Here is a 23,188-nt window from a genome sequence, read left to right on the forward strand (position 1 = left end):
GCTGTCAAGCGTACCGTGCAGAAGCTCGAAGTGGTCCGTATCGACGTCGAACGCCAGTTGGTGCTGGTCAAGGGTGCCGTCCCCGGGTCGAAGGGTGGTCATGTTGTGGTGCGGCCCAGCGTGAAGGCAGGTGCATGATGGAACTCAGAATCATTGACGAAAAGGGTCAAAGCACCCGCAACCTTGCCGTGTCCGATGGACTGTTCGGACGTGAATTCAACGAGCCGCTGGTTCACCAGGTGGTTACGGCCTATATGGCCAACGCTCGTAGCGGCAACCGCAAGCAGCAAGACCGGGGCGAAGTCAGCCACACCACCCATAAGCCGTGGCGTCAGAAAGGTACTGGCCGTGCCCGCGCCGGTATGTCTTCCAGTCCGCTGTGGCGTGGTGGTGGCCGGATTTTCCCGAATTCGCCTGAAGAGAATTTCAGTCAGAAGGTCAACCGCAAGATGTATCGCGCCGGCATGGCGTCGATATTCTCGCGTCTGGCCAGCGAACAGCACCTCTCGGTGGTGGAAACCATCGCTGTCGATGCTCCCAAGACCCGCCAGCTGGTGCAGAAGCTCAAAGGGATGGGGCTGATGGATGGGCGCGTGCTCATCATCACTGATTCGCTGGATGACAACCTGTGGCTTGCATCGCGCAATCTGCCCAATGTGCTGGTTCTTGAGCCGCGCCATGTCGATCCGGTCAGCCTGATTCGTTACGATCAGGTGGTCATGACCCAGGCGGCGGTGAAAATGGTTGAGGAGTTGTTCGCATGAGCGCGCATGGATATTCAGAAGAACGCCTGTTGCAGGTGATCCTGGCCCCGCTGATCTCCGAAAAGAGTACGCGCGTTGCCGACAAGCACGAGCAGGTCATCTTCCGCGTCACAACGGACGCTACCAAGCCTGAGATCAAGGCTGCGGTCGAGCTGCTGTTCAAGGTGGAAGTGGACACCGTGCAGGTGTTGAACGTCAAGGGCAAAGAGAAGCGCTTCGGTCGCATGATGGGCCGTCGCAGCGATTGGAAAAAAGCCTTTGTCTGCCTGAAGCCTGGGCAGGAAATCCAGTTCGTCGGTCAGTAGGGAGCAAGTCATGGCATTGATCAAAGTAAAACCTACCTCTCCTGGCCGGCGTGCAGTGGTCAAGGTGGTGACGCCCGGGTTGCACAAGGGACGTCCCCACGCCGCGCTGGTGGAAAAGAAGAGCAAGACGGCCGGCCGCAACGCCAATGGCCATATCACTGTGCGTCACATGGGTGGCGGACACAAGCAGCATTATCGTCTGGTCGATTTTCGTCGCAACAAGGACGGCATTCCGGCCAAGGTCGAGCGGCTTGAGTACGATCCCAACCGTTCCGCGAATCTGGCTCTGCTGTGCTATGCGGATGGCGAGCGTCGCTACATCGTGGCACCCAAGGGTGTCGCAGTCGGCGCGCAGGTGATGAATGGCTCGGATGCGCCGATCAAGGCGGGCAACACGCTGCCACTGCGCAACATTCCGGTGGGTACGACCATTCACTGTGTGGAAATGCTGCCTGGCAAGGGTGCGCAGCTCGCGCGCTCCGCTGGCGCATCCGTACAACTGCTGGCGCGTGAGGGCAGCTATGCCCAGCTGCGCCTGCGTTCGGGTGAAATTCGCAAGGTGCACGTCGATTGTCGTGCGACCATCGGCGAAGTCGGCAACGAAGAACATTCGCTGCGTTCGCTCGGCAAGGCGGGTGCAACCCGCTGGCGTGGTATTCGCCCGACGGTGCGAGGCGTGGTCATGAACCCGGTCGATCACCCGCATGGTGGCGGCGAAGGCAAGACTGCGGCAGGACGTCATCCGGTCAGCCCATGGGGCGTGCCGGCCAAGGGCTTCCGTACCCGTCGCAACAAGCGCACCGACAACATGATCGTGCGTCGTCGTCATCAACGTTAATTAGGTGGAAATATGCCACGTTCGATTAAAAAAGGCCCGTTTGTCGACGCGCACCTGCAAAAGAAAGTCGACGCAGCGCGCGCCGGCAACGACAAGCGTCCGATCAAGACCTGGTCGCGCCGCTCTACCGTGCTGCCTGATTTCATTGGGCTGACCATTGCAGTGCACAACGGCAAGCAGCATATCCCGGTGTTCATTTCTGAAAACATGGTTGGCCACAAGCTGGGAGAATTTTCCCTGACCCGCACGTTCAAGGGTCACGCTGCCGACAAGAAGGCGAAGAAATAGGAGCCTATGATGAGAGTATCTGCTGTTTTGCGCGCAACGCATCTTTCTGCCCAGAAAGGGCGGCTGGTTGCGGATCAGGTGCGCGGCCTGCCGGTAGACAAGGCACTGAACATCCTTGCCTTCAGCCCGAAAAAGGGCGCGTTTATCATTCGCAAGGTGCTTGAATCGGCCATTGCCAATGCCGAACACAATGATGGTGCCGATATCGACGAACTGAAAGTGGCGGAAATCATCGTCAGCGAAGGCCCGTCGATGAAGCGGTTTATTGCCCGCGCCAAGGGCCGTGGCAACCGCATCACCAAACGCACCTGCCATATCGTCGTAACGGTTGGCGACCAATAAGGAACGGACATGGGTCAGAAAATTCATCCAACAGGTCTCAGGCTGTGCGTCAACCATAACTGGAGTTCGAAGTGGTATGCGAATAGCCAGGACTTTGCCACCAAGCTCAATGAAGACATCAAGGTTCGCGAATACCTGAAGAAGAAGCTTGCCAACGCATCGATCAGCAAGATCGTTATCGAGCGTCCTGCCAAGAATGCGCGCATCACCATTCACAGTGCGCGTCCTGGTGTGGTGATCGGCAAGAAGGGCGAAGACATTGAAGTGCTGAAAGCTCAGCTGCAGAAAATGATGAGCGTGCCGGTGCATGTGTCTATCGAGGAAGTGCGCAAACCCGAAATCGATGCCCAGCTGATCGCAGCCAATATTGCCGGACAGCTCGAGAAGCGCATCATGTTCCGTCGTGCCATGAAGCGCGCAATGCAGAACGCCATGCGTCTGGGTGCCCAGGGCATCAAGATCATGAGTTCGGGGCGGCTGAACGGTGCGGAAATCGCCCGTACTGAGTGGTACCGTGAAGGTCGTGTGCCGTTGCACACCTTGCGTGCGGATATCGATTACGGTTTTTACGAAGCCAAGACCACTTATGGCGTGATCGGTGTAAAGGTGTGGGTTTACAAGGGTGATGCGCTGGCCAAGGGCGAAGTTGCTGCTGCCCAGGTCCCCGCCGAACCGGAGAAGCGCGTAAGGAAGCCAGGAGTCAAGCATGCTGCAGCCAGCTAGAAGAAAATACCGCAAGGAACAGAAGGGTCGTAACACCGGGATTGCAACGCGCGGTAACACCGTGAGCTTTGGCGATTTTGGTTTGAAGGCCGTAGGCCGTGGTCGTCTGACCTCGCGCCAGATCGAAGCCGCACGTCGTGCCATGACGCGCCATATCAAGCGCGGTGGTCGCATCTGGATCCGCATTTTTCCGGACAAGCCCATTTCCGAGAAGCCTGCCGAAGTCCGTATGGGTAACGGCAAGGGCAGCCCGGAGTATTATGTGGCCGAAATCCAGCCCGGCAAGGTGCTGTATGAAATGGACGGCGTTGACGAGGCTCTGGCACGCGAGGCGTTTCGCCTGGCTGCTGCCAAATTGCCGCTGGCGACCACGTTTGTTACGCGAATGATAGGCGGTTGACATGAAGGCGAGTGAATTGCGCGTCAAGACGACGCCCGAAATCAAACAGGAACTTCTGGAGCTTCTGCGTGCCCGCTTCGGCATGCGCATGCAGATAGCAACCCAGCAGAGCACAAAGACGAGCGAACTGGGCAAGCTGCGCAAGAGCATTGCGCGCGCCAAGACTGTGCTGCGCGAAAAAGAACTGCAGGCGGGTACGAAATGAGCGATACGGAAAACAAGGTGGTTCGCAGCCTGACAGGCCGCGTTGTCAGCGACAAGATGGACAAGACCGTCACGGTCCTGGTCGAGCGCAAGGTGAAACATCCGGTGATCGGCAAGGTTGTGCGTCGGTCCAAAAAATACCATGCGCATGATCCGAAGAATGAGTTTGGCGAAGGCGATCTGGTTGTCATCGAAGAGTGCCGACCGATTTCGCGCACCAAGACATGGCGCGTGTCGCAACTCGTCACCAAGGCGGCGGGCTGACACCATTTCCGGCCGCACCTGGCCGGAGCGGGACCGGTACGTAAAAGGCCCGGTATCGCGAGAAGATGCGGATCTGCACGGTTGGCAAGCTTAAGGTGCATTTTTGCTTGCCATGTTGCCGCGCAGCTGATATGATGTTGAGCTTCGTTCTGCCGGCAACGGCAATCTGCCCGTACGGGTCCAAAACTGGCTGTCATTCAGGTTTGCCTGTCGACAGGTAAGTTGGAGAAATGAAATGATACAAATGCAAACCCGGCTGGATGTGGCCGACAATACCGGCGCACGTTCGGTGATGTGCATCAAGGTGCTCGGCGGTTCCAAGCGTCGTTACGCCAGCATCGGTGATGTCATCAAGGTGACCATCAAGGATGCCGCACCGCGTGGCCGCGTGAAGAAGGGCGATATCTACAATGCTGTGGTCGTGCGCACCGCCAAGGGCGTGCGTCGACCGGATGGGTCGCTCGTCAAATTCGACGGCAATGCAGCGGTGCTGCTCAACAACAAGCTCGAACCGATCGGAACCCGTATTTTCGGACCGGTCACGCGGGAGCTGCGCACGGAACGCTTCATGAAAATCGTTTCCCTTGCGCCTGAAGTGCTATAAGGGGTCAGCGCATGAACAAGATTCGTAAGGGTGACAGCGTCATTGTCAGAACCGGCAAGGACAAGGGCAAGCGCGGTACTGTGCTGTCCGTTGTCGACGAGCAGCACCTGCTTGTCGAAGGTGTGAACATGGTCAAGAAGCACGTCAAGCCGAACCCGGTCAAGGGCGAGCAAGGCGGGATTGTGCCGCGCGAGATGCCGCTGCAGGTGTCCAATGTCGGGCTGTTCAATCCGGCGACCGGCCGCGCTGACCGCGTTGGTTTCCGTGTGCTCGAAGATGGGCGCAAGGTGCGCGTGTTCAAGTCGACAAACGAAGTGGTGGATGTGTAAGAGGTGGATATGGCTCGCTTGCAGTCGTTTTACAAGGAAACTGTCGTGCCGGAACTGATTCGCCAGTTCGGCTACAAGTCGATCATGGAAGTGCCGGTGATTGAAAAGATCACGCTCAATATGGGTGTGGGCGAAGCTGTGGCTGACAAGAAGGTCATGGATCACGCGGTAGCGGACATGCAGAAGATTGCCGGGCAGAAGCCTGTGGTTACCAAGTCGCGCAAGTCGATCGCAGGTTTCAAGATTCGCGACAATTACCCGGTGGGCTGCATGGTGACGCTGCGTCGCGCACGCATGTACGAATTTCTCGACCGCCTGGTGACGGTTGCCATTCCGCGTGTTCGCGACTTTCGTGGCTTGTCCGCCAAGGCGTTCGATGGTCGCGGCAACTACAATATGGGTGTGCGTGAGCAGATCATCTTCCCGGAAGTCGAGTATGACAAGATCGACGCGCTGCGCGGGATGAACATCACGATCACCACCACCGCCAAAACCGATGCTGAAGCGCGCGCCTTGCTGGCTGCCTTCAAGTTCCCATTTAAAAACTGAGGGTCACATGGCTAAGACTTCTTTGATTAACCGCGAGGCCAAGCGTCGCGCCATGGTCGAGAAATTTGCTGCGCGTCGTGCCGAATTGCTCGCGACCGTCAACAACCAGAAACTGGACGACGAAACCCGGTACGAGGCGCGCGTCAAGCTGCAGCAGCTGCCGCGCAATGCCAGTCCGGTGCGCTTGCGCAACCGTTGTGCCATTACCGGTCGCTCGCGCGGCGTGTTCAAGAAATTCGGCCTGTCGCGCATCAAGTTGCGCGAATATGCCATGCGTGGCGAAGTGCCTGGCATGGTCAAGGCAAGCTGGTAAGCAGGGAGAATCCGCATGAGTATGAGTGACCCGATTGCCGACATGCTGACGCGTATCCGCAATGCGCAGATGGTTGAGAAGTCGGAAGTAAGGATGCCCAGTTCCAAGGTCAAGGTATCGATTGCCAAAGTGCTTCAGGAAGAAGGCTATATCGAGAACTTTTCCGTGGTCGACGTTGAAGGCAAGTCCGAGCTGCATATCCAGCTCAAGTATTATGCTGGTCGCCCCGTAATCGAGACCATCGAACGTGTGAGCCGTCCCGGCCTGCGCATCTACCGCGGCAGCGATGAGTTACCTAAAGTGATGAATGGTCTGGGTATTGCGATTGTGTCGACTTCCAGTGGCGTGATGACAGATCGTCGCGCGCGCGCCAACGGTGTTGGTGGTGAAGTTCTGTGCATCGTGGCCTGATGGAGGAATGTCATGTCTCGCGTAGCTAAAAATCCGGTAACCATTCCGGCAGGCGTTGAAGTCGTTCTGGGCGATGAACGCATTGAAGTCAAGGGCCCGCTCGGCAAGCTCGATCAGGCCGCCAACAAGGATGTTCAGATCACCCGTGAAGGCGATGCGCTGCATTTTGCTCCTGTGGGTGAGTCGATTCGCGCCAATGCCATGTCCGGTACCATGCGTGCGCTGCTTGCCAACATGGTGCAGGGTGTAACGCGAGGCTTCGAAAAGAAATTGCTTCTGGTCGGCGTGGGTTACCGGGCACAGGCCGCAGGTGATACGCTGAATCTGACGCTTGGTTATTCGCACCCCGTTGTGCACAAGATGCCGCAAGGGATCAAGGTTGAAACCCCGACCCAGACCGAAATCCTGATCAAGGGTGTCGATCGGCAAGTGGTTGGGCAGGTTGCAGCCGATGTGCGCGCATACCGTCGTCCCGAGCCCTATAAGGGCAAGGGCGTGCGCTATGCCGACGAAGTGGTGGTAATCAAGGAAACCAAGAAGAAATAATACGGGCTGACAAGGGCTTAATATCATGGACAAGAATACTGCGCGTCTGCGCAGGGCGCGCAAAACCCGCGCTCGCATCGCAGACCAGAGGGCAACCCGATTGGTTGTTTACCGCTCCAATTGCCACATTTACGCTCAGATCATTGATGCGAGCGGCGGCAAGGTGCTGGCGAGCGCGTCAACGGTAGAAACCGAGGTGCGTGGCGAGCTGCCCCACGGCGGCAACATCGCCGCTGCGACACTGGTGGGCAAGCGCATTGCTGAAAAGGCGCGTGCGCTGGGAATCGACCAGGTTGCTTTCGACCGCTCCGGATTCCGCTTCCATGGCCGCGTCAAAGCGCTGGCGGACTCCGCGCGTGAGCACGGACTGAATTTCTGATCGAGGGTCATATGGCTAAAATCGAAGCGAATCAGCAGGAAAGCAGCGACGGCCTGCGTGAGAAGATGGTGGCGGTCAACCGCGTCACCAAAGTGGTGAAGGGTGGCCGTATTCTTGGTTTTGCCGCACTGACCGTAGTCGGTGATGGTGACGGTGGCATTGGTATGGGCAAGGGCAAGTCGCGTGAAGTGCCCGTGGCGGTACAGAAGGCTATGGATGAAGCACGCCGTAAGATGCGCAAGGTCAACCTGAAAAATGGCACCCTGCATCATTCGGTGATTGGTCGTCATGGAGCGGCGGTAGTCTACATGCAACCCGCATCGGAAGGTACCGGGATTATTGCTGGCGGTCCGATGCGTGCCGTGTTTGAAGTGATGGGCGTGCACAACGTGCTTGCCAAGTGCATTGGCTCGGCCAACCCGTACAACGTGGTGCGTGCGACGATCGACGGACTGCTGAAGATCAACACTCCGGCCGAGATTGCCGCCAAGCGTGGCAAGTCTGTCGCCGAGATTATGGAGTAAGTGATGACTGCGGCCAAATCCCTTAAGGTTACGCTGGTCAAAAGCCTGATTGGCACCAAGCAGGCGCATCGAGCTTGCGTGCGCGGTCTTGGTTTGCGGCGTATCAACCATACCGTTGACGTGCTGGATACGCCGGCTAACCGCGGAATGATCAACCAGGTGTCTTATCTGGTGAAATGCGAGGGTTAAATGGAACTGAATAATTTGCATCCCGGTCCCGGTAGCCGCAAGGCTGCGCGTCGTGTCGGTCGTGGCATTGGCAGCGGTCTGGGCAAGACTTGCGGCCGTGGTCACAAGGGGCAGAAGTCTCGTGCCGGCGGTTTTCACAAGGTGGGTTTCGAAGGCGGTCAGATGCCACTGCAACGTCGCCTGCCCAAGCGCGGCTTCGTCTCGATGACTGCCGGTGATACGGCGCAGGTGTTGCTCGGCTCGCTGAACAAGCTGCCGGTCGCCGACATTGACCTGCAGGCGCTCAAGCTCGCTGGTATCGTGCCTGTCGGAGCACGTGCTGCCAAGATCGTGCTCAACGGTGAGATCGGTCGTGCTGTGACACTGCGTGGTCTGCTGACCACCAAAGGCGCCCGTGCTGCGATTGAAGCGGCTGGCGGCCGCTGCGAGGAGTGAAATTGGCTGCGGGCAACGCGTCACTGGCTGGGGCTGACAAATTCGGTGATCTGAAGCGGAGGCTGCTGTTTCTGCTCGGCGCGCTGATCGTCTACCGCATCGGTGCGCATATACCTGTGCCGGGCATTGATCCTGTGGCGCTGGAGCGGTTGTTCAGAACCCAGCAAAATGGCATCCTGGGCATGTTCAACATGTTCTCGGGTGGCGCACTGTCGCGTTTTACCGTGTTTGCGCTCGGGATCATGCCCTACATTTCGTCGTCGATCATCATGCAGTTGCTCACGGTGGTGTCGCCACAGCTTGAGGCACTGAAGAAGGAAGGCGAGTCCGGTCGGCGCAAGATTACGCAGTACACGCGTTACGGCACCGTTGGGCTGGCATTTTTCCAGGGTCTGGGCATTGCCATGGCGCTGGAATCGCAACCCGGTCTGGTGGTGGATCCCGGATTTGTGTTTCGCATCACTGCGGTGATGACGCTGGTTGCCGGAACCATGTTCCTGATGTGGCTGGGTGAGCAGATCACCGAGCGCGGTATCGGCAACGGGATTTCGATGATCATTTTTTCCGGGATCGTTGCAGGTTTGCCGCATGCAATTGGTGGCACGCTCGAATTGACATCAACCGGTGCGTTTTCGATTCCGGTTGTGCTGATGCTGTTTGCAGCAGTGGTGCTGGTGACTGCGCTGGTGGTGTTTGTCGAGCGGGGTCAGCGCAAGATCCTGGTGAATTATGCCAAGCGCCAGGTGGGCAACAAAATGTATGGTGGCCAGAGTTCGCACCTGCCGCTCAAGCTGAACATGGCAGGCGTGATTCCTCCGATTTTTGCTTCCAGCATCATTTTGTTTCCGGCGACGCTGGCCGGCTGGTTCGGTAGTCACAACAGCCTGTACTGGCTTAAAGACGTCGCGGCGGCGATTTCTCCGGGCCAACCGATCTATGTGATTCTGTATGCATCGGCGATCGTGTTCTTCTGTTTTTTTTACACGGCACTGGTGTTTAACCCGAAAGAAACCGCTGACAACCTGAAGAAAAGTGGTGCGTTTGTTCCAGGTATCCGGCCGGGTGAACAGACTGCGCGTTACATTGACAAGATCATGGCGCGTTTGACGCTGATTGGTGCGATCTACATTACGCTGGTGTGTCTGGTGCCCGAGTTTCTGATCGTCAAGTTCAATGCACCGTTTTATTTTGGTGGCACATCGCTGCTGATCATTGTTGTGGTGACCATGGACTTTATGTCGCAAGTGCAGGCTTACATCATGTCCCAGCAATATGAAGGGCTGTTGCGAAAGGCCAATTTCAAGGGTGGGGGATTGTGATGCGTGTTGACTGGATGAGAGGCTGAGCATGTCAAAGGAAGACATCATCCAGATGCAGGGTGAAATTCTCGAAACCTTGCCCAACGCGATGTTCAGGGTCAAGCTTGAGAATGGTCACGTGGTACTGGGGCATATTTCGGGCAAGATGCGGATGCACTACATCCGGATCCTGCCGGGCGACAAGGTGACTGTGGAACTGACGCCCTATGATTTGAGCAAAGGCCGGATTACCTTCCGTGCCAAGTGAATGAATGGAATGAATCCGCCTGGCGGCGGGTCGCATCAGCAAGGAGTGAGCAATGAGAGTACAGGCGTCCGTCAAGAAGATTTGTCGCAAATGCAAGATTGTGCGCCGCAAGGGCGTGGTCCGCGTGATTTGCGAAGATCCGCGCCACAAACAGCGTCAGGGCTGATCTGCTCGCAGATTTTATGTTAGTATTCAACGTTTTGAGTCCGGAGTAATCGAATGGCCCGTATTGCCGGGGTGAATATCCCCAATCACCAGCATGCTGAAATTGCCTTGACCGCAATTTACGGCATTGGCCGTACTACTGCGCGCAAGATCTGCGCGGATGCTGGCGTTAGTTCCAGCACCAAGATCAAGGATCTGACCGACGCCGACATGGAGCGTCTGCGCGAAGGCGTGGCTCGCCATACGGTTGAGGGCGATCTTCGGCGTGAAGTCACCATGAACATCAAGCGTTTGATGGACATGGGGTGCTATCGTGGCCTGCGTCATCGTCGCGGCCTGCCGGTGCGTGGTCAACGCACTCGTACCAACGCACGCACGCGCAAGGGGCCGAAGAAAGCCATTCGCGCCTCCAAATAAGGATTGAACAGACATGGCCAAAGCAAATATCCGTGTACGCAAGAAAGTCAAAAAGAACGTTGCCGAAGGCATCGCGCACATTCATGCGTCTTTCAACAACACCATCGTGACCATTACCGACCGTCAGGGCAATGCGCTGTCGTGGGCAACTTCGGGTGGTGCCGGCTTCAAGGGTTCGCGCAAGAGCACTCCTTTTGCTGCGCAGATCGCTGCCGAAAATGCCGGCAAGCTGGCCCAGGAATGCGGTGTGAAGAACCTCGAAGTTCGCATCAAGGGTCCAGGACCTGGCCGTGAGTCCGCCGTGCGCGCACTCAACAATGCTGGTTTCCGTATCACAAGCATCTCCGACGTGACCCCGGTGCCGCACAATGGTTGCCGCCCTCCCAAAAAGCGTCGTATCTAAGCAGGAGTTCTTTCAGTGGCTAGAAATCTCGATCCCAAATGCCGTCAATGCCGCCGCGAAGGTGAGAAACTGTTTCTCAAGGGAGAAAAGTGTCACACCGAGAAGTGCGCCATCGAACGCCGCGCCTATCCGCCCGGACAGCACGGTCAGAAGAAAAATACCCGCCTGTCGGACTATGGTGTTCAGTTGCGTGAAAAGCAGAAGCTTCGTCGTAGCTACGGTGTGCTGGAAAGCCAGTTCCGTGATGTCTACAAAGAAGCCGACCGCCTGCGCGGTGTGACCGGTGAGAACCTGCTGCAACTGCTTGAAAGCCGTCTGGACAACGTCACCTACCGTATGGGCTTCGGTGCGTCGCGTGCCGAGTCGCGCCAGGTGGTGCGTCACAACAGCATCAAGGTCAATGGCCGTCGTGTCAACATTCCGTCGTACCAGGTCAAGCCGGGCGACGTGGTTGAAGTGGGCGAAAAGTCGCGCGCGCAGTTGCGCATCAAGGCTGCGCTGGCTGCAGCCGAGCAGCGTGGTTTCCCCGAATGGGTCGAAGTCAACACCAAGGAAATGAAGGGTGTGTACAAGGCCCGTCCGATGCGTGCAGAGTTGCCGGCAACGATCAATGAGCATCTCGTGGTCGAATTGTATTCCAAGTAATTCCGCGAAGCTTTAAAAGTAAGGAATCACTTATGCAAAGCAGTACAGCTGATTTGTTGAAACCGCGCATTATTGAAGTAGAGAATATTTCATCACAGCGTGCGCGGGTTATCATGGAGCCGTTCGAACGCGGTTACGGACATACGCTTGGCAATTCCCTGCGGCGGATCCTGCTGTCGTCCATGCCGGGTGCAGCACCTACCGAGGTCAGCATCAGTGGCGTATTGCACGAGTATTCCACGATAGAAGGCGTACAGGAAGACGTGGTCGATATTCTCCTCAACCTGAAGGGGATCGCACTGCGACTCAACCAGCGTGGCGAAGCTACGTTGCGCCTGACAAAGTCCGAAGAAGGCCCAGTCACTGCGGGTGATATCGAAGTCGGACACGACGTCGAAATCATTAATCCCGAGTATGTGATTGCTCACCTCAATAAGGGTGGCAAGATCGAGATGGAGATCAAGGTCGAGCAGGGACGTGGCTACCAGCCCGTGTCGGCACGGCGTTTGCCGGACGATACACAGACGCTGGGCGCGATCCAGATTGATGCCTCGTTCAGCCCGATCCGTCGTGTGGCCTATTCTGTCGAAAGCGCCCGTGTTGAGCAACGCACCGACCTCGACAAGCTGATTCTCGATGTCGAGACCAACGGCACCATCGATCCGGAAGAAGCGGTGCGCTATGCTGCCCGTGTGCTGGTGGAACAATTGTCGCTGTTTGCGGATCTCAAGGGGACGCCTGCCACGGCAGAATCGCCCAAGGCGCCGCAAGTTGATCCGCTGTTGTTGCGTCCGGTCGACGACCTCGAACTTACGGTGCGTTCGGCGAATTGCCTTAAGGCGGAAAACATTTTTTACATTGGCGATCTGATCCAGCGCAGTGAAAACGAGCTGCTCAAGACACCGAATCTCGGGCGCAAGTCGCTCAACGAGATCAAGGACGTGCTTGCGTCCAAAGGCTTGGTGCTTGGCATGAAGCTGGAAAACTGGCCGCCGCTCGGGCTGGAAAAGCCGTAATTACAATCAAAGGAATACACCATGCGCCATCGTCTTGCCAATCGCAAGCTGAATCGCACCAGCAGTCACCGCACTGCGCTGTTGCGCAACCTCACCAACGCCCTGCTGCGTCATGAGGCGATCCGCACCACCCTGCCCAAGGCCAAGGAGTTGCGACGTGTGGCTGAGCCGATGATCACTCTGGCCAAGAATCCGACGCTGGCCAATCGTCGCCTCGCGTTCAATCGGCTGCGTGACCGTGAAATGGTCGTCAAGCTGTTCGACGAACTTGGACCGCGTTTTGCTGCTCGCAACGGTGGATATCTGCGTATCCTCAAGTTCGGTTTTCGCCCGGGCGACAATGCGCCGATGGCATTGATCGAGATGGTTGATCGCTCCAGTGCCGTTGAAGCAGTCGAGGAAGCCAGCGCCGCCTGACGCTTTTCCAGGAGCGCGCAGCTGCCGCACATGGGCGACATGCCCGTTCTGACAGCTGTGCGCTTGCCTCCACCAGGTGCGCAAGATATAATCCGCGCCTCCGCCCGGTTAGTTCTAATGGTAAAACAAGGCACTCGTAACGCTTAGTCGTCAGTTCGATTCTGACACCGGGCACCACCCATTCGTTGCATGTAATCCAGAGCAGTCCAGAAACACCACTTAACCCAGCGTAAATGCTGGGTTTTTGCTGTCTGTCGTACATGGCTGTCCATACCAGTCCATTGACAGCCGGGGTAATTTTCGGGGTAACACACTTACCCTGTACGAACAGTTACCCCCAATGCCATTGACCGCACTGCAATCCGCAAGGCAAAGCCCGCGGAGAAGACTTTCAAACTGTACGAAGAAAAAGGTCTGTGCCTGCTGGTGAATCCGGTGGGTGCGAAGTGGTGGTGCTTCAAATACGCGTATCTCGGCAAGGAAAAGTTGCTGTCGTTGGGCGTGTACCCGCAAATCAGCCTGGCGAAAGCGCACAAACGGCATGACTGCGCGCGAGCAGGTGACAAAGGGTGTATCCCCTTGCGAAGTCAAAAAAGCGGCCAAAGCTGAATTGAAAGAGGAAAGGGTGCTGGCGGCGATCCCGGCTCGCAATTCAGCCTGGCTTCATGACGATAGCAGGTTTCGCTGATGCCCATGATATTGCAGGCCACCCGGATCGAAATTCCTTTGTTTGCCACCATCTCCCTGGTACCTCGCGGTGACGAGATGGCCGGGTTGTTTTTTTCCGAGCATCTCCTTCAGGATGTCGCCATTCAGATGTTCTTCGGACGTGGTGATTAAATTCACATCTTTCCTGGAGTATTCAGCAAAAACTAACTGTAACTTTATAAAATCAAAACATAATCATCACCGCTCTGTCACGGGCAATCACTACACTTAGCGGATGCACACAATCGGAGATCAACGTGTCATCCGAATCCAGTTTTTCGACCATTGACGAAGAAAAATTCAATTCTTTTCATTGGCGGATGATTTTCACCACTGGCATGGGCGTGTTTTGCGATGGCTATGACCTGACTTCTATTGCCATCGTTTTACCAATGGTACTCACTTCTTTTGGCATCAGTCAGATTGGCGGGTTGCAATCAGCGCTGCTGGCCGCATCGGCACTGGTGGGATCAGCCTTGGGTGCGCTTATTTTCGGCATATTGGGGCAATTTGGTCGCAAGCGTTTTTACGGGCTTGATTTGTTGTTGATGGGTGTTATGGCGGCAGCGCAAGCTTTTTCACCTGACCTGGACTGGCTCATTGCGTTCCGCTTCATTCTTGGTATTGGTATTGGTGCAGATTATGTGCTCTCACCCACCATCACGGTAGAACACGCCAACCGTGCCGATCGTGGCCGAATGATCGGATTGGGATTCGCGGTCATGTGGACGCTTGGATCGATTGCCACCGCAACGCTCAATTTTTTACTGGCGCATGCCGGCGTGACCGAAAACTGGCAATGGCGCATCGTGTTAGCAGCTGGGGCTGTTCCCGCGCTGGCAACATTGTATTTACGCCGCACCATGCCAGAAACGGCACGTTATCTATCCCGGCTGGCAGCTGAGCCGAATGCTGCGCTCAAGGTCATGCGCGAAATCAGCAGTCAAGAACCCTCGCAACAACCACCACTGACCGCCCCCAGCACAGATACCCGACCCTTCGCACAAGTGCTTACCAAACACGCACACAGCATTCTTTCTGCCACTTTGCTGTGGATGATCTTCGACATGGTTGTCTACCCGGGCGACCTGTTCGGACCCTCACTGATTGCCAAAAGTCTGGGTATGACACCCATTGGCTTCTCGCTGTTCACACATATCATCTTTTCTGTACCCAGTTTGTTGTTCTATTCATTCTTTGCTCTTGATCAGCTAGGCCGCAAAAAGCTTCAAACAATGGGGTTTATTGGTGCGGCCATCTTTCTAACCTGTTTCGGTTTGCTCAAACAATTTCTTCCTGTTGCTCCAATGATGGCACTCATCAGCTATGGTTTGTTCACTGTTGCACTCAATGGAGCAACCATTGTGAGCGGTACAGGTATTCTCGGTGTGGAATTGACGCCTACCCGCATCCGCACATTTGGACAGGCCATCACTGTTATTGGTGGACGTATTGGCGCATCCGTCAGCGGATTCTTGTTCCCCCTCATTTTTACCCAGTTTGGCGAGGTATCCGCCATTTTTGTGCTGGTTCTCCTGTCAATGCTCGGTGCATGGTTTACCCATACGCTGATACCCGAAACAGGAGGACGGTCTTTGGAGTTCATCAACCAAGAGGATATGAGCTTTGACGCAGCGCCGTATCCTATCATGCCGCCCCTGTTGCCCATTGCCGAATCCAACGAACCATCACCATTGCATGTTATTGCGGAACTCGAATGAAACCATCGATTATGCTTGATGCCAATCTGGGCAGTCAGATATTTCCGCCAGACGGATCACCAGTCATCGACCCAACTGCGCGAATTAAAGAATCAGAACTCGGACAATACTGCGAAATCGGTGAACGCAGCCGTGTCGCTGACAGCATGCTCGGTGATTATTCTTATATTGGTAATGACAGCGATGTCATTTATACACAAATTGGCAGGTTCTGCTCGATTGCGGCCAATGTCCGAATCAACCCAGGTAATCACCCACTCGAACGGGTTGCCCTGCATCACTTCACCTACCGCGCCAACAAATATGGCATGGGTAACGAAGAAAATGGTTTTTTTGACTGGCGGCGCAGTCACAGCGTGCAAATCGGCAATGATGTCTGGATAGGTCATGGCGCAATCATTTTGCCCGGCGTGTGCATTGGTGATGGCGCGGTAGTTGGCGCGGGTGCTGTTGTCTCTAAAAATGTTCCAGATTTCGCCATTGTGGTGGGCGTACCTGCACGAATACACCGTTTTCGCTTTGAGCCTGACTTGTGCCAACAGCTCAAACAAATTGCTTGGTGGGACTGGCCACACGAACAACTGCATGCCGCACTGGATGATTTTCGTTCACTTTCGGCTACGGATTTCTGCGCTAAATACAAAACAATTCAAGCAACCGACCAATGATTAACTCCACCACCGAACCCGAACAACCTGCTGTTGCAGCACGCCAACGCTGGCTGAGCATCTTGGCTCGCGCGCAAGATACCGATCTGATTGCTTGTCTGGAGCAGGCGCCCCCACTGCCAGCATTTCACTGGCTACGGAGTCCTGAGGTGGGTCTCATCATGGTGCAAGGCCGCATCGGCGGCAGTGGTTCCGCCTTCAATCTGGGCGAAATGACGATTTCTCGCGGTAGCATTCGTGATGTCGCCGGTCGGATTGGGCATGGTTATACAACCGGACGCAGACTGAAATCCATTGAATGGATCGCAAGGCTGGACGCCGTCTTGCAAGATACAACTCTCGCACCGGCTTACCTGACAACGGTTATCGAGCCGCTTGCCCAGATACAACAAGCACAACGACAAACACTGGCTGGTAAAGCGGCAGCGACCGAAGTCAAATTCTTCACGCTAGAAACCATGCGATCATGACATCACATCCAATAACCAACAACGAACTCCTGGCAGGTTTTACACATCCGGTACAACACGCCCAAAGCTGCTTTCGCAGCATTCTGCAAGCCATGAGCACCCCAGGGTGCCTGATTGACCTGACTGTCGAATTATCACCACCACCTGCCATCTCATCTGCAGCGGCAGCCATTCTACTCACGCTGGCTGATTCCACTACCCGAATCTACCTACCGCCCTTATCAGCAGAATTATGCCATTGGGCAGCGTTTCACTGTGGCGCGCCACAAGTTGACATGAAACAAGCCGACTACCTGTTTACCTCTCAACGGCCACCACTGGCAAGTCTGGCCAGCGGTAGCGACGAAATGCCGGAACGAGGCGCAACGTTGGTTCTTGACATGGCAATATTCGGTCAAGGGCGGCACTACCGTTTGACTGGGCCGGGTATTGCCAAAGATCAACACCTGCATGTGCCATTCGATGAATCCTTCGCTGCTGAATGGCAAATCAACCACCAAAACTTTCCTCGCGGACTCGATATGATCCTATGTTCAGGGCAACAAATCATCGCTCTCCCGCGCAGTGTTTGTATTGAGGAGATTATTTAAATGGCTTATGTCGCCGTCAAAGGAGGGGAGCGCGCTATCGACGCAGCTCATGCATGGCTGGCAGAAGAGCGGCGCGGCAACCCAAATGTTCCGGCACTGACCATTGCGCAGATCAGCCAACAACTTGCCCGATCGGTCGACCGAGTGATGGCAGAAGGTTCGCTTTATGACCGGGAACTGGCCGCGCTGGCAATCAAACAGGCGCAAGGCGACTTGATCGAAGCCGCGTTTTTGCTGCGAGCTTACCGCACCACTTTGCCACGTTTTGGTCAAAGTGAACCCATTCAGACAGAAAAAATGTCGTTGCGACGTCGTATTTCCGCAATCTTCAAAGACATGCCAGGCGGTCAGCGGCTGGGACCCACCACCGATTACAGCCATCGTCTGTTGGATTTTAGCCTGCTGGATGAACCTTTAATACCGATTTCTGTTCCATCCAGCGAATCTGCAGATGATTCTGCTCCACTGGTGACCGATTTGCTGGGTGCCGAAGCGCTGATTGAGCCTCATGCCGACACTCAGCAACCTCCTGCAGATCTGACCATGACGCCACTGGAATTTCCAGCATCTCGCGACGCTCGCCTGCAGGCATTGGCTCGTGGTGACGAAGGTTTCCTGCTTGCCATGGGTTATTCCACCCAACGCGGCTATGGCAATACACACCCCTTCGTCGGCGAACTGAGAATGGGTGATGTGGCGGTATCCATCACGCCAGCCGAACTGGGTTTCAGCATTGAAATCGGCGATATCACACTAAGCGAATGCCAAATGATCAACCAATTTACAGGTTCAAAACACCTGCCCGCACAATTTACCCGTGGCTACGGATTATGCTTCGGGCACGCGGACCGGCGCGTCATCGCCAGCGCGCTGGTCGACCGTTCATTGCGCAGTGCCGAGCTGGGTGAGCCTGCCACCGCGCCTGCACAAATGGTCGAGTTTGTGCTCTCCCATTGCGACAATATCGAAGCAACTGGTTTTGTCGAACACCTAAAACTACCACACCATGTTGATTTTCAAAGTGAGCTTGAAATGGTTCGTGCCCTGCGTGCGACAGCAGCTTTATCATCCTCCGAAACGGATGCTGCCTCATGATTGGCTATAATTTCGCTTATCTCGACGAACAAACCAAGCGAATGATTCGTCGCACCATACTAAAAGCAGTGTCAATTCCTGGCCACCAAATTCCGTTTTCCAGCCGGGAAATGCCTTTGCCTTATGGCTGGGGTACAGGTGGCATCCAGCTAACGGCGGCACTGCTTGGACCAGATGATGTTCTTAAAGTCATTGACCAAGGCGCAGACGACACCACCAATGCTGTGTCTATCCGACGGTTCTTTGCGCTAACTGCTGGCGTTGCCACCACTTCCCGAACTGCAGAGGCCAGCATCATCCAGACCCGCCATCGCATTCCTGAAACTCCCTTGCGAGCCGGGCAGATTTTGGTATACCAAGTGCCAATGCCCGAACCGCTGTACCGACTCGAACCCAGCAAGAGCGCGGCCAGGCGGCTACATGCGCTGGCCGATTACGGCACCATGCATGTCAAACTGTATGAAGACATTACCCGCTATGGACGCGCTTCCGTTGCTTACAATCACCCAGTCATGGTCAATCACCGCTACCTGGCATCTCCATCACCCATACCCGCGTTTGACAACCCAAAAATGCACCACATGCCAGCCTTGCAATTGTTCGGCGCAGGTCGTGAGCAACGAATCTATGCCATTCCACCTTATACCGAAGTACGCTCCCTTGATTTCGAAGATCACCCCTTTCATCCGACCCGGGCAAACCAGACTTGTTCGCTGTGCGGCGCGCAGGAAAGTTATCTGGATGAGATCGTCATCAACAATGAAGGACATCGCATGTTCGTCTGCTCTGATACCGATTACTGCCAACACCGACAGGAGACTCTTCGGTGACCACCCTGCTTGAAGCCCTTTCCCTACATCATCGGTTTGGTACCATGCCAGCACTGAGCGATGTATCGCTCAAGGTGCGACATCATGAAATCTTGGCCATTGTCGGCGAAAGTGGTTCAGGCAAAACCACGTTGCTCAATGTGCTTTCCGGTCGTCTGATCGCTGACCAGGGTGCCGTATTCTGGCGTGATGGCGACAACCTGCGCAATCTGGCTGATCTTAGTGAATTCGAATTGCATCGGTTACAACGCACGCACTGGGGCTTTATCGATCAAAATCCCCGCATGGCATTGCGCATGAATATCAGTGCTGGCGGCAATATTGGTGAACGATTAATGGCCAATGGCACGCGACATTACGAATACATCCGTGAGACCGCAGCGCATTGGTTACGACAGGTCGAAATCGACCCGCAGCGAATGGACGATCTGCCGCTGAGTTTTTCCGGTGGTATGCTGCAACGCCTACAAATTGCCCGCACACTGGTCACCGAACCCCAATTGGTGTTCATGGACGAGCCAACCGGCGGGCTCGATGTTTCTGTTCAAGCACGAATTCTGGATCTCATTCGTTCGCTGGTACGTCGCTTTGGCTTGGCCGCCATATTGGTCACACATGACATTGGAGTGGCACGCCTGCTGGCTGACCGATTGATCGTAATGCGCCACGGGCACATTGTTGAATCAGGATTAACCGACCAGGTTCTCGACGATCCGCATCATGCCTATACCCAGTTATTGGTTAGTTCGGTGCTGCCAACATGACTGAATTTATGTTACACGCCAGGGACATCACAAAAAGTTTTACTCTGCACGAACAACGTGGTGTCCAGCTGGATGTGCTACAAGCAGCCGAGCTCACCGCACGTGCCAACGAATGCGTCGCACTCGCCGGACCTTCCGGCACCGGAAAATCCACTTTGCTCAAAGCGTTGTATGGCAATTATCGGGTTAACGAAGGCGAAATTCTTGTTCGGCATCTGGGTTCAGTAATTGATCTCGTGCGAGCCTCAGCCGAACAAATACTCGCCGTGCGCCGCATCACCATCGGTTATGTTTCGCAGTTCCTGCGTGTGATCCCACGCATCCCGTCGCTTGAACTGGTTGCTGAACCGCTCATAGACCGGGGCATAGCCCCGCAAGAAGCCCTCATGCGCGCAGCTGAACTGCTTGAACGACTAAATATTCCCAGCCGATTACAAAGCTTACCGCCAGCCACTTTCTCTGGCGGTGAACAACAACGCATCAACCTGGCGCGCAGCCTGGTGTGCGATTGGCCGATTTTGTTACTCGATGAACCTACTGCATCGCTTGATGCCGTCAATCGCGCCATCGTCGTGGAACTCATCGGAGAAGCCAAAGCCAAGGGTTGTGCAATCATTGGGATTTTTCACGACCCTGATATGCACGGCACGGTCATCGACCACGTTTTACAGTTACAGCAAATCAACCAGAAAACACAGGAATCTCCAACATGACTGTTCTGACCAACGCACAGCTGGTTCTGGCAGATGAAGTGATACAAGGTACGCTATTCATTGAGCATGGTCGTATCGTGGACATACGGCGTGACGTTAATGGCAGCCGTTTGCCACCAGACGCCATTGATCTGGACGGTGACTACCTGACCCCGGGTCTGGTCGATCTGCACACGGACAACCTTGAACGTCAAGTCTCGCCACGCACCCGGGCGCGCTGGCCATCGCGCTCTGCGCTCATGACGCATGACGCGCAATGTGCAATCGCTGGGGTCACAACTGTATTCGATGCGCTTTGTCTGGGCGAAGCCGGATTTGAAAAAGCACGTACACAGACTTTTCGTGACGGGCTCATCGATTTGCAAACCATGGCAACAACCAATTTGCTTAAAGCAGAGCATTTTCTACACCTGCGCTGCGAACTGCTGGCGCCAGAAATGCCTGATCTGCTGTCTCAATCGCTTGACCACTCACTGGTACGACTGGTCAGCATCATGGATCACAGCCCGGGTGTGGGTCAGTACGCAGACATTGATCGGTTCCGTCTTCTACGTCAAGAAGAAGGATTGCCTGACGAACACATTGATACACTTATTAACCAGGCAAAACTAAAACGTGCCACTTATAGCCAACTTCATCGCGAGCGTGTACTCAACCTATTGCGCGAACGCGACATCCCGCTCGCATCACACGATGATCGTACCACCGCTGAAATCGAACAGAATCACCAGGATGGCATCACCATTTCAGAATTCCCTGTATCGCTAGAAGCCGCACGTCACGCAAAGCTGAAGGGGATACGCTGCATCGCTGGCGCACCAAACATTGTTCGTGGTGGATCACATTCTGGCAACATCGCTGCCACCGATTTGATCAGCGAAGGACTGCTCGATGCACTGGCATCTGATTACGTACCAGCAGCCATGATGGAAGCTGCCTTCATTCTTGCCCAGAAAAACATTCTCAATCTACCAGCGGCAATCGCACTGGTCAGTTCTGGCCCAGCCGCTTTGGTCGGCCTAAATGATCGTGGCCAGATCGCCTCCGGCCTGCGTGCCGATCTGGTGCGCGTGCATGTCCACGATGGGTTGCCAGTGATACGATCGGTCTGGCGTGCAGGGGAACGAATCGCTTAAAGTGAACACGATGCGCATCGCAGTGTATTACGCACCAGAAGTCAACGACCCGCTATGGCAACTTGGTTGCGCTTGGCTGGGTCGGGACGCCTGTACGAATCATGCGGTCGTACAACCCAATCTGCCTGACCTTGCTACCAACACCCGATCCCCACGTCGTTACGGGTTTCACGCCACGCTCAAGGCGCCTGTGCATCTCGTAAGCAGCTTGACCGAATTTGAACAAGATGTCGCGCAGCTGGCGCGTCAATTCGAACCATTCACATTGCCACCACTTTCCGTTCTGGCAATTCAAGATTTTGCAGCACTTGTACCATTGTATTCATCTGCACCGCTGCATGCGCTGGCTGATGCTTGCGTCACGCAACTCGATCACCATCGCCTGCCGGAAGACTCACAACGTCAAGCAGAACGATCTTCTGGGTTAACACCAAAAGCTCAAGCGCACCTGGCACGGTGGGGTTATCCGTTTGTACTTGATCAATGGCAATTTCACATGACGCTGTGCAACAGCGGCGTTACCAACCCAACATTACTGACTCATGCCAAACGCCACTTCGAAGAAGCACTAAACCAACCCAGACAAGTCATTTCAATCGCCACGTTTATCGAAGACAGCCCAGGCGCACCATTGCGGCTAAGCAAACGATTCCAGTTAGGACAAGTTGCTGGCCATTTTGCAAACCGTCAACCTGAGGTTATCCGTTAAAGACGCGGTGATTAAAGAAAACCGTCGCACACATACAACCAACAACAATGCGGTGGGTGCCTCCGAACCTATTGATAATCCAACGCCATGGTAACGCTGATCACCAACACGACAATAAGTAGAATATACAAACAGTTTTTTGACCATGCGCTGTCATCAGTCGTAGTAAAGTCGGCCAGCGCCAAATACAACTCAGTATCCGCTCAAAGCAAGCGCAACCAGTAAAAAATGTCCCCGTATAACCCGCCCAACTCAGCCAGCTGATGCCATGGCATAACAGCGCGAAACTCAGTCGGGGTTGACTTCGCCAGTCCAGTCGCAATACAACCCGCTGATATTGAGTGCGCGTTCCATGCTGACGAGCATGTCTTGCAGGTCGGCGAATTCGTGAGCATTGCCTGCGCTGGCATGACGCACGATCCAGCAGTATCTTGCATCGGTACGCGCAGCGCTCGAAATGAACGATTGTACCGAGCGTACGCCGTCATGCGCGGCGAGCCACTCTCGTCCCTTGCGCAGTAGCGCACCGGTTTCCGTCTCCGGGATCGGGGTTGTCGGGCGCAGGCAGATGCGCAGTCCGGCTTCCCTCCACGCGCGGCATTGCTGTAGCACTTCGGCAGCGCGCCCGCCACTGCCCCACAGGCGGATCATGTGCGCCACCCGGTCACGAATCGCTTGTCCACTGTGTTCCAGCCACTGTGCCGGGTCGGCGTCGCCATGTTGCCGGACCGCTTCGCGGATGGCACGG

General features: G+C 55.3%; 39 protein-coding genes, 1 tRNA gene and 2 pseudogenes. 40 read left to right on the top strand and 2 right to left on the bottom strand.

What is annotated here, in order from left to right; genetic code table 11:
• From rplC to M7R55_RS12230, 30 genes and pseudogenes are all read left to right on the top strand, one after another.
• Positions 1-138, top strand: a pseudogene (rplC, locus tag M7R55_RS03795) (50S ribosomal protein L3); the annotation flags it as partial.
• On the top strand, positions 138-764 hold the full coding sequence (gene rplD, locus M7R55_RS03800; protein ID WP_298218709.1) for a 50S ribosomal protein L4: 627 nt from the start codon (positions 138-140) through the stop codon (positions 762-764). The pseudogene rplC and the gene rplD, both read left to right, overlap by 1 nt.
• The gene (rplW, locus tag M7R55_RS03805; RefSeq protein WP_298218657.1) at positions 761-1,069 is read left to right on the top strand and encodes a 50S ribosomal protein L23; all 309 of its coding nucleotides are present in this window, start codon (positions 761-763) and stop codon (positions 1,067-1,069) included. The genes rplD and rplW overlap by 4 nt, the downstream gene beginning before the upstream one ends.
• A 10-nt stretch (positions 1,070-1,079) precedes the next feature.
• The gene (gene rplB, locus M7R55_RS03810; RefSeq protein ID WP_298218659.1) at positions 1,080-1,907 is read left to right on the top strand and encodes a 50S ribosomal protein L2; all 828 of its coding nucleotides are present in this window, start codon (positions 1,080-1,082) and stop codon (positions 1,905-1,907) included.
• Between the two features lie 12 nt (positions 1,908-1,919).
• Entirely contained in the window at positions 1,920-2,195 is a 276-nt protein-coding gene (gene rpsS / locus M7R55_RS03815; RefSeq protein WP_298218661.1) for a 30S ribosomal protein S19, read from the top strand.
• Positions 2,196-2,204: 9 nt separating this feature from the next.
• A complete protein-coding gene (gene rplV, locus M7R55_RS03820; RefSeq protein WP_298218663.1) occupies positions 2,205-2,537 on the top strand; it encodes a 50S ribosomal protein L22 in 333 nt (110 codons plus the stop codon).
• A 9-nt stretch (positions 2,538-2,546) separates the two neighbouring features.
• A complete protein-coding gene (gene rpsC, locus M7R55_RS03825; RefSeq protein ID WP_298218665.1) occupies positions 2,547-3,260 on the top strand; it encodes a 30S ribosomal protein S3 in 714 nt (237 codons plus the stop codon).
• The gene (gene rplP, locus M7R55_RS03830; RefSeq protein WP_298218667.1) at positions 3,244-3,660 is read left to right on the top strand and encodes a 50S ribosomal protein L16; all 417 of its coding nucleotides are present in this window, start codon (positions 3,244-3,246) and stop codon (positions 3,658-3,660) included. Before rpsC ends, rplP begins: the two co-directional genes overlap by 17 nt.
• A gap of 1 nt (position 3,661) precedes the next feature.
• Positions 3,662-3,865 carry a 50S ribosomal protein L29 gene (rpmC, locus tag M7R55_RS03835; protein WP_298218668.1) on the top strand — a complete coding sequence of 68 codons (204 nt, stop codon included), beginning with the start codon at positions 3,662-3,664 and terminating at the stop codon, positions 3,863-3,865.
• Positions 3,862-4,128 carry a 30S ribosomal protein S17 gene (gene rpsQ / locus M7R55_RS03840; RefSeq protein ID WP_298218669.1) on the top strand — a complete coding sequence of 89 codons (267 nt, stop codon included), beginning with the start codon at positions 3,862-3,864 and terminating at the stop codon, positions 4,126-4,128. Before rpmC ends, rpsQ begins: the two co-directional genes overlap by 4 nt.
• A gap of 235 nt (positions 4,129-4,363) precedes the next feature.
• On the top strand, positions 4,364-4,732 hold the full coding sequence (gene rplN / locus M7R55_RS03845) for a 50S ribosomal protein L14 (protein ID WP_298218670.1): 369 nt from the start codon (positions 4,364-4,366) through the stop codon (positions 4,730-4,732).
• An 11-nt stretch (positions 4,733-4,743) separates the two neighbouring features.
• Complete coding sequence (gene rplX / locus M7R55_RS03850) at positions 4,744-5,061, top strand: 50S ribosomal protein L24 (protein WP_298218671.1); 318 nt, start codon at positions 4,744-4,746, stop codon at positions 5,059-5,061.
• 9 nt (positions 5,062-5,070) lie between these two features.
• Positions 5,071-5,610 (top strand): 50S ribosomal protein L5, encoded by a 540-nt coding sequence (gene rplE / locus M7R55_RS03855; RefSeq protein WP_298218672.1) that lies wholly within the window; start codon positions 5,071-5,073, stop codon positions 5,608-5,610.
• Between the two features lie 7 nt (positions 5,611-5,617).
• Complete coding sequence (gene rpsN / locus M7R55_RS03860) at positions 5,618-5,923, top strand: 30S ribosomal protein S14 (RefSeq protein WP_298218673.1); 306 nt, start codon at positions 5,618-5,620, stop codon at positions 5,921-5,923.
• 15 nt (positions 5,924-5,938) lie between these two features.
• Entirely contained in the window at positions 5,939-6,334 is a 396-nt protein-coding gene (gene rpsH, locus M7R55_RS03865; RefSeq protein WP_298218674.1) for a 30S ribosomal protein S8, read from the top strand.
• 12 nt (positions 6,335-6,346) lie between these two features.
• Complete coding sequence (gene rplF, locus M7R55_RS03870; protein ID WP_298218675.1) at positions 6,347-6,880, top strand: 50S ribosomal protein L6; 534 nt, start codon at positions 6,347-6,349, stop codon at positions 6,878-6,880.
• Positions 6,881-6,905: 25 nt separating this feature from the next.
• On the top strand, positions 6,906-7,259 hold the full coding sequence (rplR, locus tag M7R55_RS03875; RefSeq protein WP_298218677.1) for a 50S ribosomal protein L18: 354 nt from the start codon (positions 6,906-6,908) through the stop codon (positions 7,257-7,259).
• Positions 7,260-7,270: 11 nt separating this feature from the next.
• On the top strand, positions 7,271-7,783 hold the full coding sequence (gene rpsE, locus M7R55_RS03880) for a 30S ribosomal protein S5 (protein WP_298218679.1): 513 nt from the start codon (positions 7,271-7,273) through the stop codon (positions 7,781-7,783).
• Between the two features lie 3 nt (positions 7,784-7,786).
• Complete coding sequence (rpmD, locus tag M7R55_RS03885) at positions 7,787-7,972, top strand: 50S ribosomal protein L30 (protein ID WP_298218681.1); 186 nt, start codon at positions 7,787-7,789, stop codon at positions 7,970-7,972.
• Positions 7,973-8,407: a 50S ribosomal protein L15 gene (gene rplO, locus M7R55_RS03890; RefSeq protein ID WP_298218682.1), complete on the top strand. Its 435-nt coding sequence runs from the start codon at positions 7,973-7,975 to the stop codon at positions 8,405-8,407.
• A 2-nt stretch (positions 8,408-8,409) separates the two neighbouring features.
• Positions 8,410-9,726, top strand: a complete 1,317-nt coding sequence (secY, locus tag M7R55_RS03895; RefSeq protein WP_298218683.1) for a preprotein translocase subunit SecY — start codon at positions 8,410-8,412, stop codon at positions 9,724-9,726.
• A 28-nt stretch (positions 9,727-9,754) separates the two neighbouring features.
• Positions 9,755-9,973: a translation initiation factor IF-1 gene (gene infA / locus M7R55_RS03900; RefSeq protein WP_298218684.1), complete on the top strand. Its 219-nt coding sequence runs from the start codon at positions 9,755-9,757 to the stop codon at positions 9,971-9,973.
• 52 nt (positions 9,974-10,025) lie between these two features.
• Entirely contained in the window at positions 10,026-10,139 is a 114-nt protein-coding gene (gene rpmJ / locus M7R55_RS03905) for a 50S ribosomal protein L36 (protein WP_087447758.1), read from the top strand.
• A 53-nt stretch (positions 10,140-10,192) separates the two neighbouring features.
• On the top strand, positions 10,193-10,555 hold the full coding sequence (rpsM, locus tag M7R55_RS03910) for a 30S ribosomal protein S13 (protein WP_298218686.1): 363 nt from the start codon (positions 10,193-10,195) through the stop codon (positions 10,553-10,555).
• A gap of 13 nt (positions 10,556-10,568) precedes the next feature.
• Complete coding sequence (gene rpsK / locus M7R55_RS03915) at positions 10,569-10,958, top strand: 30S ribosomal protein S11 (protein ID WP_298218687.1); 390 nt, start codon at positions 10,569-10,571, stop codon at positions 10,956-10,958.
• Positions 10,959-10,973: 15 nt separating this feature from the next.
• Positions 10,974-11,603: a 30S ribosomal protein S4 gene (gene rpsD, locus M7R55_RS03920; protein ID WP_298218689.1), complete on the top strand. Its 630-nt coding sequence runs from the start codon at positions 10,974-10,976 to the stop codon at positions 11,601-11,603.
• Positions 11,604-11,635: 32 nt separating this feature from the next.
• A complete protein-coding gene (gene rpoA / locus M7R55_RS03925; RefSeq protein ID WP_298218690.1) occupies positions 11,636-12,619 on the top strand; it encodes a DNA-directed RNA polymerase subunit alpha in 984 nt (327 codons plus the stop codon).
• 21 nt (positions 12,620-12,640) lie between these two features.
• Entirely contained in the window at positions 12,641-13,036 is a 396-nt protein-coding gene (gene rplQ / locus M7R55_RS03930; RefSeq protein ID WP_298218691.1) for a 50S ribosomal protein L17, read from the top strand.
• Between the two features lie 102 nt (positions 13,037-13,138).
• Positions 13,139-13,213: transfer RNA gene (locus tag M7R55_RS03935), tRNA-Thr, on the top strand.
• Positions 13,214-13,396: 183 nt separating this feature from the next.
• Positions 13,397-13,645, top strand: coding sequence for an Arm DNA-binding domain-containing protein (locus M7R55_RS12230; RefSeq protein WP_366881155.1), 249 nt, complete (start codon positions 13,397-13,399; stop codon positions 13,643-13,645).
• 35 nt (positions 13,646-13,680) lie between these two features.
• Here the strand turns inward: M7R55_RS12230 and M7R55_RS03940 are convergent.
• Positions 13,681-13,808, bottom strand: a pseudogene (locus M7R55_RS03940) (IS3 family transposase); the annotation flags it as partial.
• 193 nt (positions 13,809-14,001) lie between these two features.
• Here M7R55_RS03940 and M7R55_RS03945 point away from each other — a divergent pair.
• Genes M7R55_RS03945 through M7R55_RS03990 form a run of 10 tightly spaced genes read left to right on the top strand, consistent with a single transcriptional unit; the run spans position 14,002 to position 22,440 of the window.
• Positions 14,002-15,465, top strand: a complete 1,464-nt coding sequence (locus M7R55_RS03945) for an MFS transporter (RefSeq protein WP_298218692.1) — start codon at positions 14,002-14,004, stop codon at positions 15,463-15,465.
• Entirely contained in the window at positions 15,462-16,133 is a 672-nt protein-coding gene (locus M7R55_RS03950) for a DapH/DapD/GlmU-related protein (protein ID WP_298218693.1), read from the top strand. The genes M7R55_RS03945 and M7R55_RS03950 overlap by 4 nt, the downstream gene beginning before the upstream one ends.
• Positions 16,130-16,603, top strand: a complete 474-nt coding sequence (gene phnG, locus M7R55_RS03955; RefSeq protein ID WP_298218695.1) for a phosphonate C-P lyase system protein PhnG — start codon at positions 16,130-16,132, stop codon at positions 16,601-16,603. The genes M7R55_RS03950 and phnG overlap by 4 nt, the downstream gene beginning before the upstream one ends.
• On the top strand, positions 16,600-17,193 hold the full coding sequence (gene phnH, locus M7R55_RS03960) for a phosphonate C-P lyase system protein PhnH (protein ID WP_298218697.1): 594 nt from the start codon (positions 16,600-16,602) through the stop codon (positions 17,191-17,193). Before phnG ends, phnH begins: the two co-directional genes overlap by 4 nt.
• A complete protein-coding gene (locus M7R55_RS03965) occupies positions 17,194-18,288 on the top strand; it encodes a carbon-phosphorus lyase complex subunit PhnI (protein WP_298218699.1) in 1,095 nt (364 codons plus the stop codon).
• On the top strand, positions 18,285-19,118 hold the full coding sequence (locus tag M7R55_RS03970; protein WP_298218701.1) for an alpha-D-ribose 1-methylphosphonate 5-phosphate C-P-lyase PhnJ: 834 nt from the start codon (positions 18,285-18,287) through the stop codon (positions 19,116-19,118). Before M7R55_RS03965 ends, M7R55_RS03970 begins: the two co-directional genes overlap by 4 nt.
• On the top strand, positions 19,115-19,882 hold the full coding sequence (phnK, locus tag M7R55_RS03975) for a phosphonate C-P lyase system protein PhnK (RefSeq protein WP_298218702.1): 768 nt from the start codon (positions 19,115-19,117) through the stop codon (positions 19,880-19,882). Before M7R55_RS03970 ends, phnK begins: the two co-directional genes overlap by 4 nt.
• Positions 19,879-20,595 (top strand): phosphonate C-P lyase system protein PhnL, encoded by a 717-nt coding sequence (gene phnL, locus M7R55_RS03980; RefSeq protein WP_298218704.1) that lies wholly within the window; start codon positions 19,879-19,881, stop codon positions 20,593-20,595. The genes phnK and phnL overlap by 4 nt, the downstream gene beginning before the upstream one ends.
• A complete protein-coding gene (locus M7R55_RS03985) occupies positions 20,592-21,731 on the top strand; it encodes an alpha-D-ribose 1-methylphosphonate 5-triphosphate diphosphatase (protein WP_298218706.1) in 1,140 nt (379 codons plus the stop codon). Before phnL ends, M7R55_RS03985 begins: the two co-directional genes overlap by 4 nt.
• A 10-nt stretch (positions 21,732-21,741) precedes the next feature.
• Complete coding sequence (locus M7R55_RS03990) at positions 21,742-22,440, top strand: DUF1045 domain-containing protein (protein ID WP_298218710.1); 699 nt, start codon at positions 21,742-21,744, stop codon at positions 22,438-22,440.
• A gap of 288 nt (positions 22,441-22,728) precedes the next feature.
• Here the strand turns inward: M7R55_RS03990 and M7R55_RS03995 are convergent, their stop codons facing one another.
• Positions 22,729-23,091 (bottom strand): hypothetical protein, encoded by a 363-nt coding sequence (locus M7R55_RS03995; protein WP_298218707.1) that lies wholly within the window; start codon positions 23,089-23,091, stop codon positions 22,729-22,731.
• Positions 23,092-23,188: the final 97 nt, after the last annotated feature.

Origin of the sequence: Halothiobacillus sp., from assembly GCF_027346185.1 — a bacterium.
GTDB lineage: Bacteria > Pseudomonadota > Gammaproteobacteria > Halothiobacillales > Halothiobacillaceae > Halothiobacillus.

Coding starts and splice junctions, on each gene's coding strand:
- rplD (WP_298218709.1), top strand. CDS start 138: ATGGAACTCAGAATCATTGACGAAAAGGGTCAAAGCACCCGCAACCTT.
- rplW (WP_298218657.1), top strand. CDS start 761: ATGAGCGCGCATGGATATTCAGAAGAACGCCTGTTGCAGGTGATCCTG.
- rplB (WP_298218659.1), top strand. CDS start 1,080: ATGGCATTGATCAAAGTAAAACCTACCTCTCCTGGCCGGCGTGCAGTG.
- rpsS (WP_298218661.1), top strand. CDS start 1,920: ATGCCACGTTCGATTAAAAAAGGCCCGTTTGTCGACGCGCACCTGCAA.
- rplV (WP_298218663.1), top strand. CDS start 2,205: ATGAGAGTATCTGCTGTTTTGCGCGCAACGCATCTTTCTGCCCAGAAA.
- rpsC (WP_298218665.1), top strand. CDS start 2,547: ATGGGTCAGAAAATTCATCCAACAGGTCTCAGGCTGTGCGTCAACCAT.
- rplP (WP_298218667.1), top strand. CDS start 3,244: ATGCTGCAGCCAGCTAGAAGAAAATACCGCAAGGAACAGAAGGGTCGT.
- rpmC (WP_298218668.1), top strand. CDS start 3,662: ATGAAGGCGAGTGAATTGCGCGTCAAGACGACGCCCGAAATCAAACAG.
- rpsQ (WP_298218669.1), top strand. CDS start 3,862: ATGAGCGATACGGAAAACAAGGTGGTTCGCAGCCTGACAGGCCGCGTT.
- rplN (WP_298218670.1), top strand. CDS start 4,364: ATGATACAAATGCAAACCCGGCTGGATGTGGCCGACAATACCGGCGCA.
- rplX (WP_298218671.1), top strand. CDS start 4,744: ATGAACAAGATTCGTAAGGGTGACAGCGTCATTGTCAGAACCGGCAAG.
- rplE (WP_298218672.1), top strand. CDS start 5,071: ATGGCTCGCTTGCAGTCGTTTTACAAGGAAACTGTCGTGCCGGAACTG.
- rpsN (WP_298218673.1), top strand. CDS start 5,618: ATGGCTAAGACTTCTTTGATTAACCGCGAGGCCAAGCGTCGCGCCATG.
- rpsH (WP_298218674.1), top strand. CDS start 5,939: ATGAGTATGAGTGACCCGATTGCCGACATGCTGACGCGTATCCGCAAT.
- rplF (WP_298218675.1), top strand. CDS start 6,347: ATGTCTCGCGTAGCTAAAAATCCGGTAACCATTCCGGCAGGCGTTGAA.
- rplR (WP_298218677.1), top strand. CDS start 6,906: ATGGACAAGAATACTGCGCGTCTGCGCAGGGCGCGCAAAACCCGCGCT.
- rpsE (WP_298218679.1), top strand. CDS start 7,271: ATGGCTAAAATCGAAGCGAATCAGCAGGAAAGCAGCGACGGCCTGCGT.
- rpmD (WP_298218681.1), top strand. CDS start 7,787: ATGACTGCGGCCAAATCCCTTAAGGTTACGCTGGTCAAAAGCCTGATT.
- rplO (WP_298218682.1), top strand. CDS start 7,973: ATGGAACTGAATAATTTGCATCCCGGTCCCGGTAGCCGCAAGGCTGCG.
- infA (WP_298218684.1), top strand. CDS start 9,755: ATGTCAAAGGAAGACATCATCCAGATGCAGGGTGAAATTCTCGAAACC.
- rpmJ (WP_087447758.1), top strand. CDS start 10,026: ATGAGAGTACAGGCGTCCGTCAAGAAGATTTGTCGCAAATGCAAGATT.
- rpsM (WP_298218686.1), top strand. CDS start 10,193: ATGGCCCGTATTGCCGGGGTGAATATCCCCAATCACCAGCATGCTGAA.
- rpsK (WP_298218687.1), top strand. CDS start 10,569: ATGGCCAAAGCAAATATCCGTGTACGCAAGAAAGTCAAAAAGAACGTT.
- rpoA (WP_298218690.1), top strand. CDS start 11,636: ATGCAAAGCAGTACAGCTGATTTGTTGAAACCGCGCATTATTGAAGTA.
- rplQ (WP_298218691.1), top strand. CDS start 12,641: ATGCGCCATCGTCTTGCCAATCGCAAGCTGAATCGCACCAGCAGTCAC.
- M7R55_RS03950 (WP_298218693.1), top strand. CDS start 15,462: ATGAAACCATCGATTATGCTTGATGCCAATCTGGGCAGTCAGATATTT.
- phnG (WP_298218695.1), top strand. CDS start 16,130: ATGATTAACTCCACCACCGAACCCGAACAACCTGCTGTTGCAGCACGC.
- phnH (WP_298218697.1), top strand. CDS start 16,600: ATGACATCACATCCAATAACCAACAACGAACTCCTGGCAGGTTTTACA.
- M7R55_RS03965 (WP_298218699.1), top strand. CDS start 17,194: ATGGCTTATGTCGCCGTCAAAGGAGGGGAGCGCGCTATCGACGCAGCT.
- M7R55_RS03970 (WP_298218701.1), top strand. CDS start 18,285: ATGATTGGCTATAATTTCGCTTATCTCGACGAACAAACCAAGCGAATG.
- phnL (WP_298218704.1), top strand. CDS start 19,879: ATGACTGAATTTATGTTACACGCCAGGGACATCACAAAAAGTTTTACT.
- M7R55_RS03985 (WP_298218706.1), top strand. CDS start 20,592: ATGACTGTTCTGACCAACGCACAGCTGGTTCTGGCAGATGAAGTGATA.
- M7R55_RS03990 (WP_298218710.1), top strand. CDS start 21,742: ATGCGCATCGCAGTGTATTACGCACCAGAAGTCAACGACCCGCTATGG.
- M7R55_RS03995 (WP_298218707.1), bottom strand. CDS start 23,091: ATGATCCGCCTGTGGGGCAGTGGCGGGCGCGCTGCCGAAGTGCTACAG.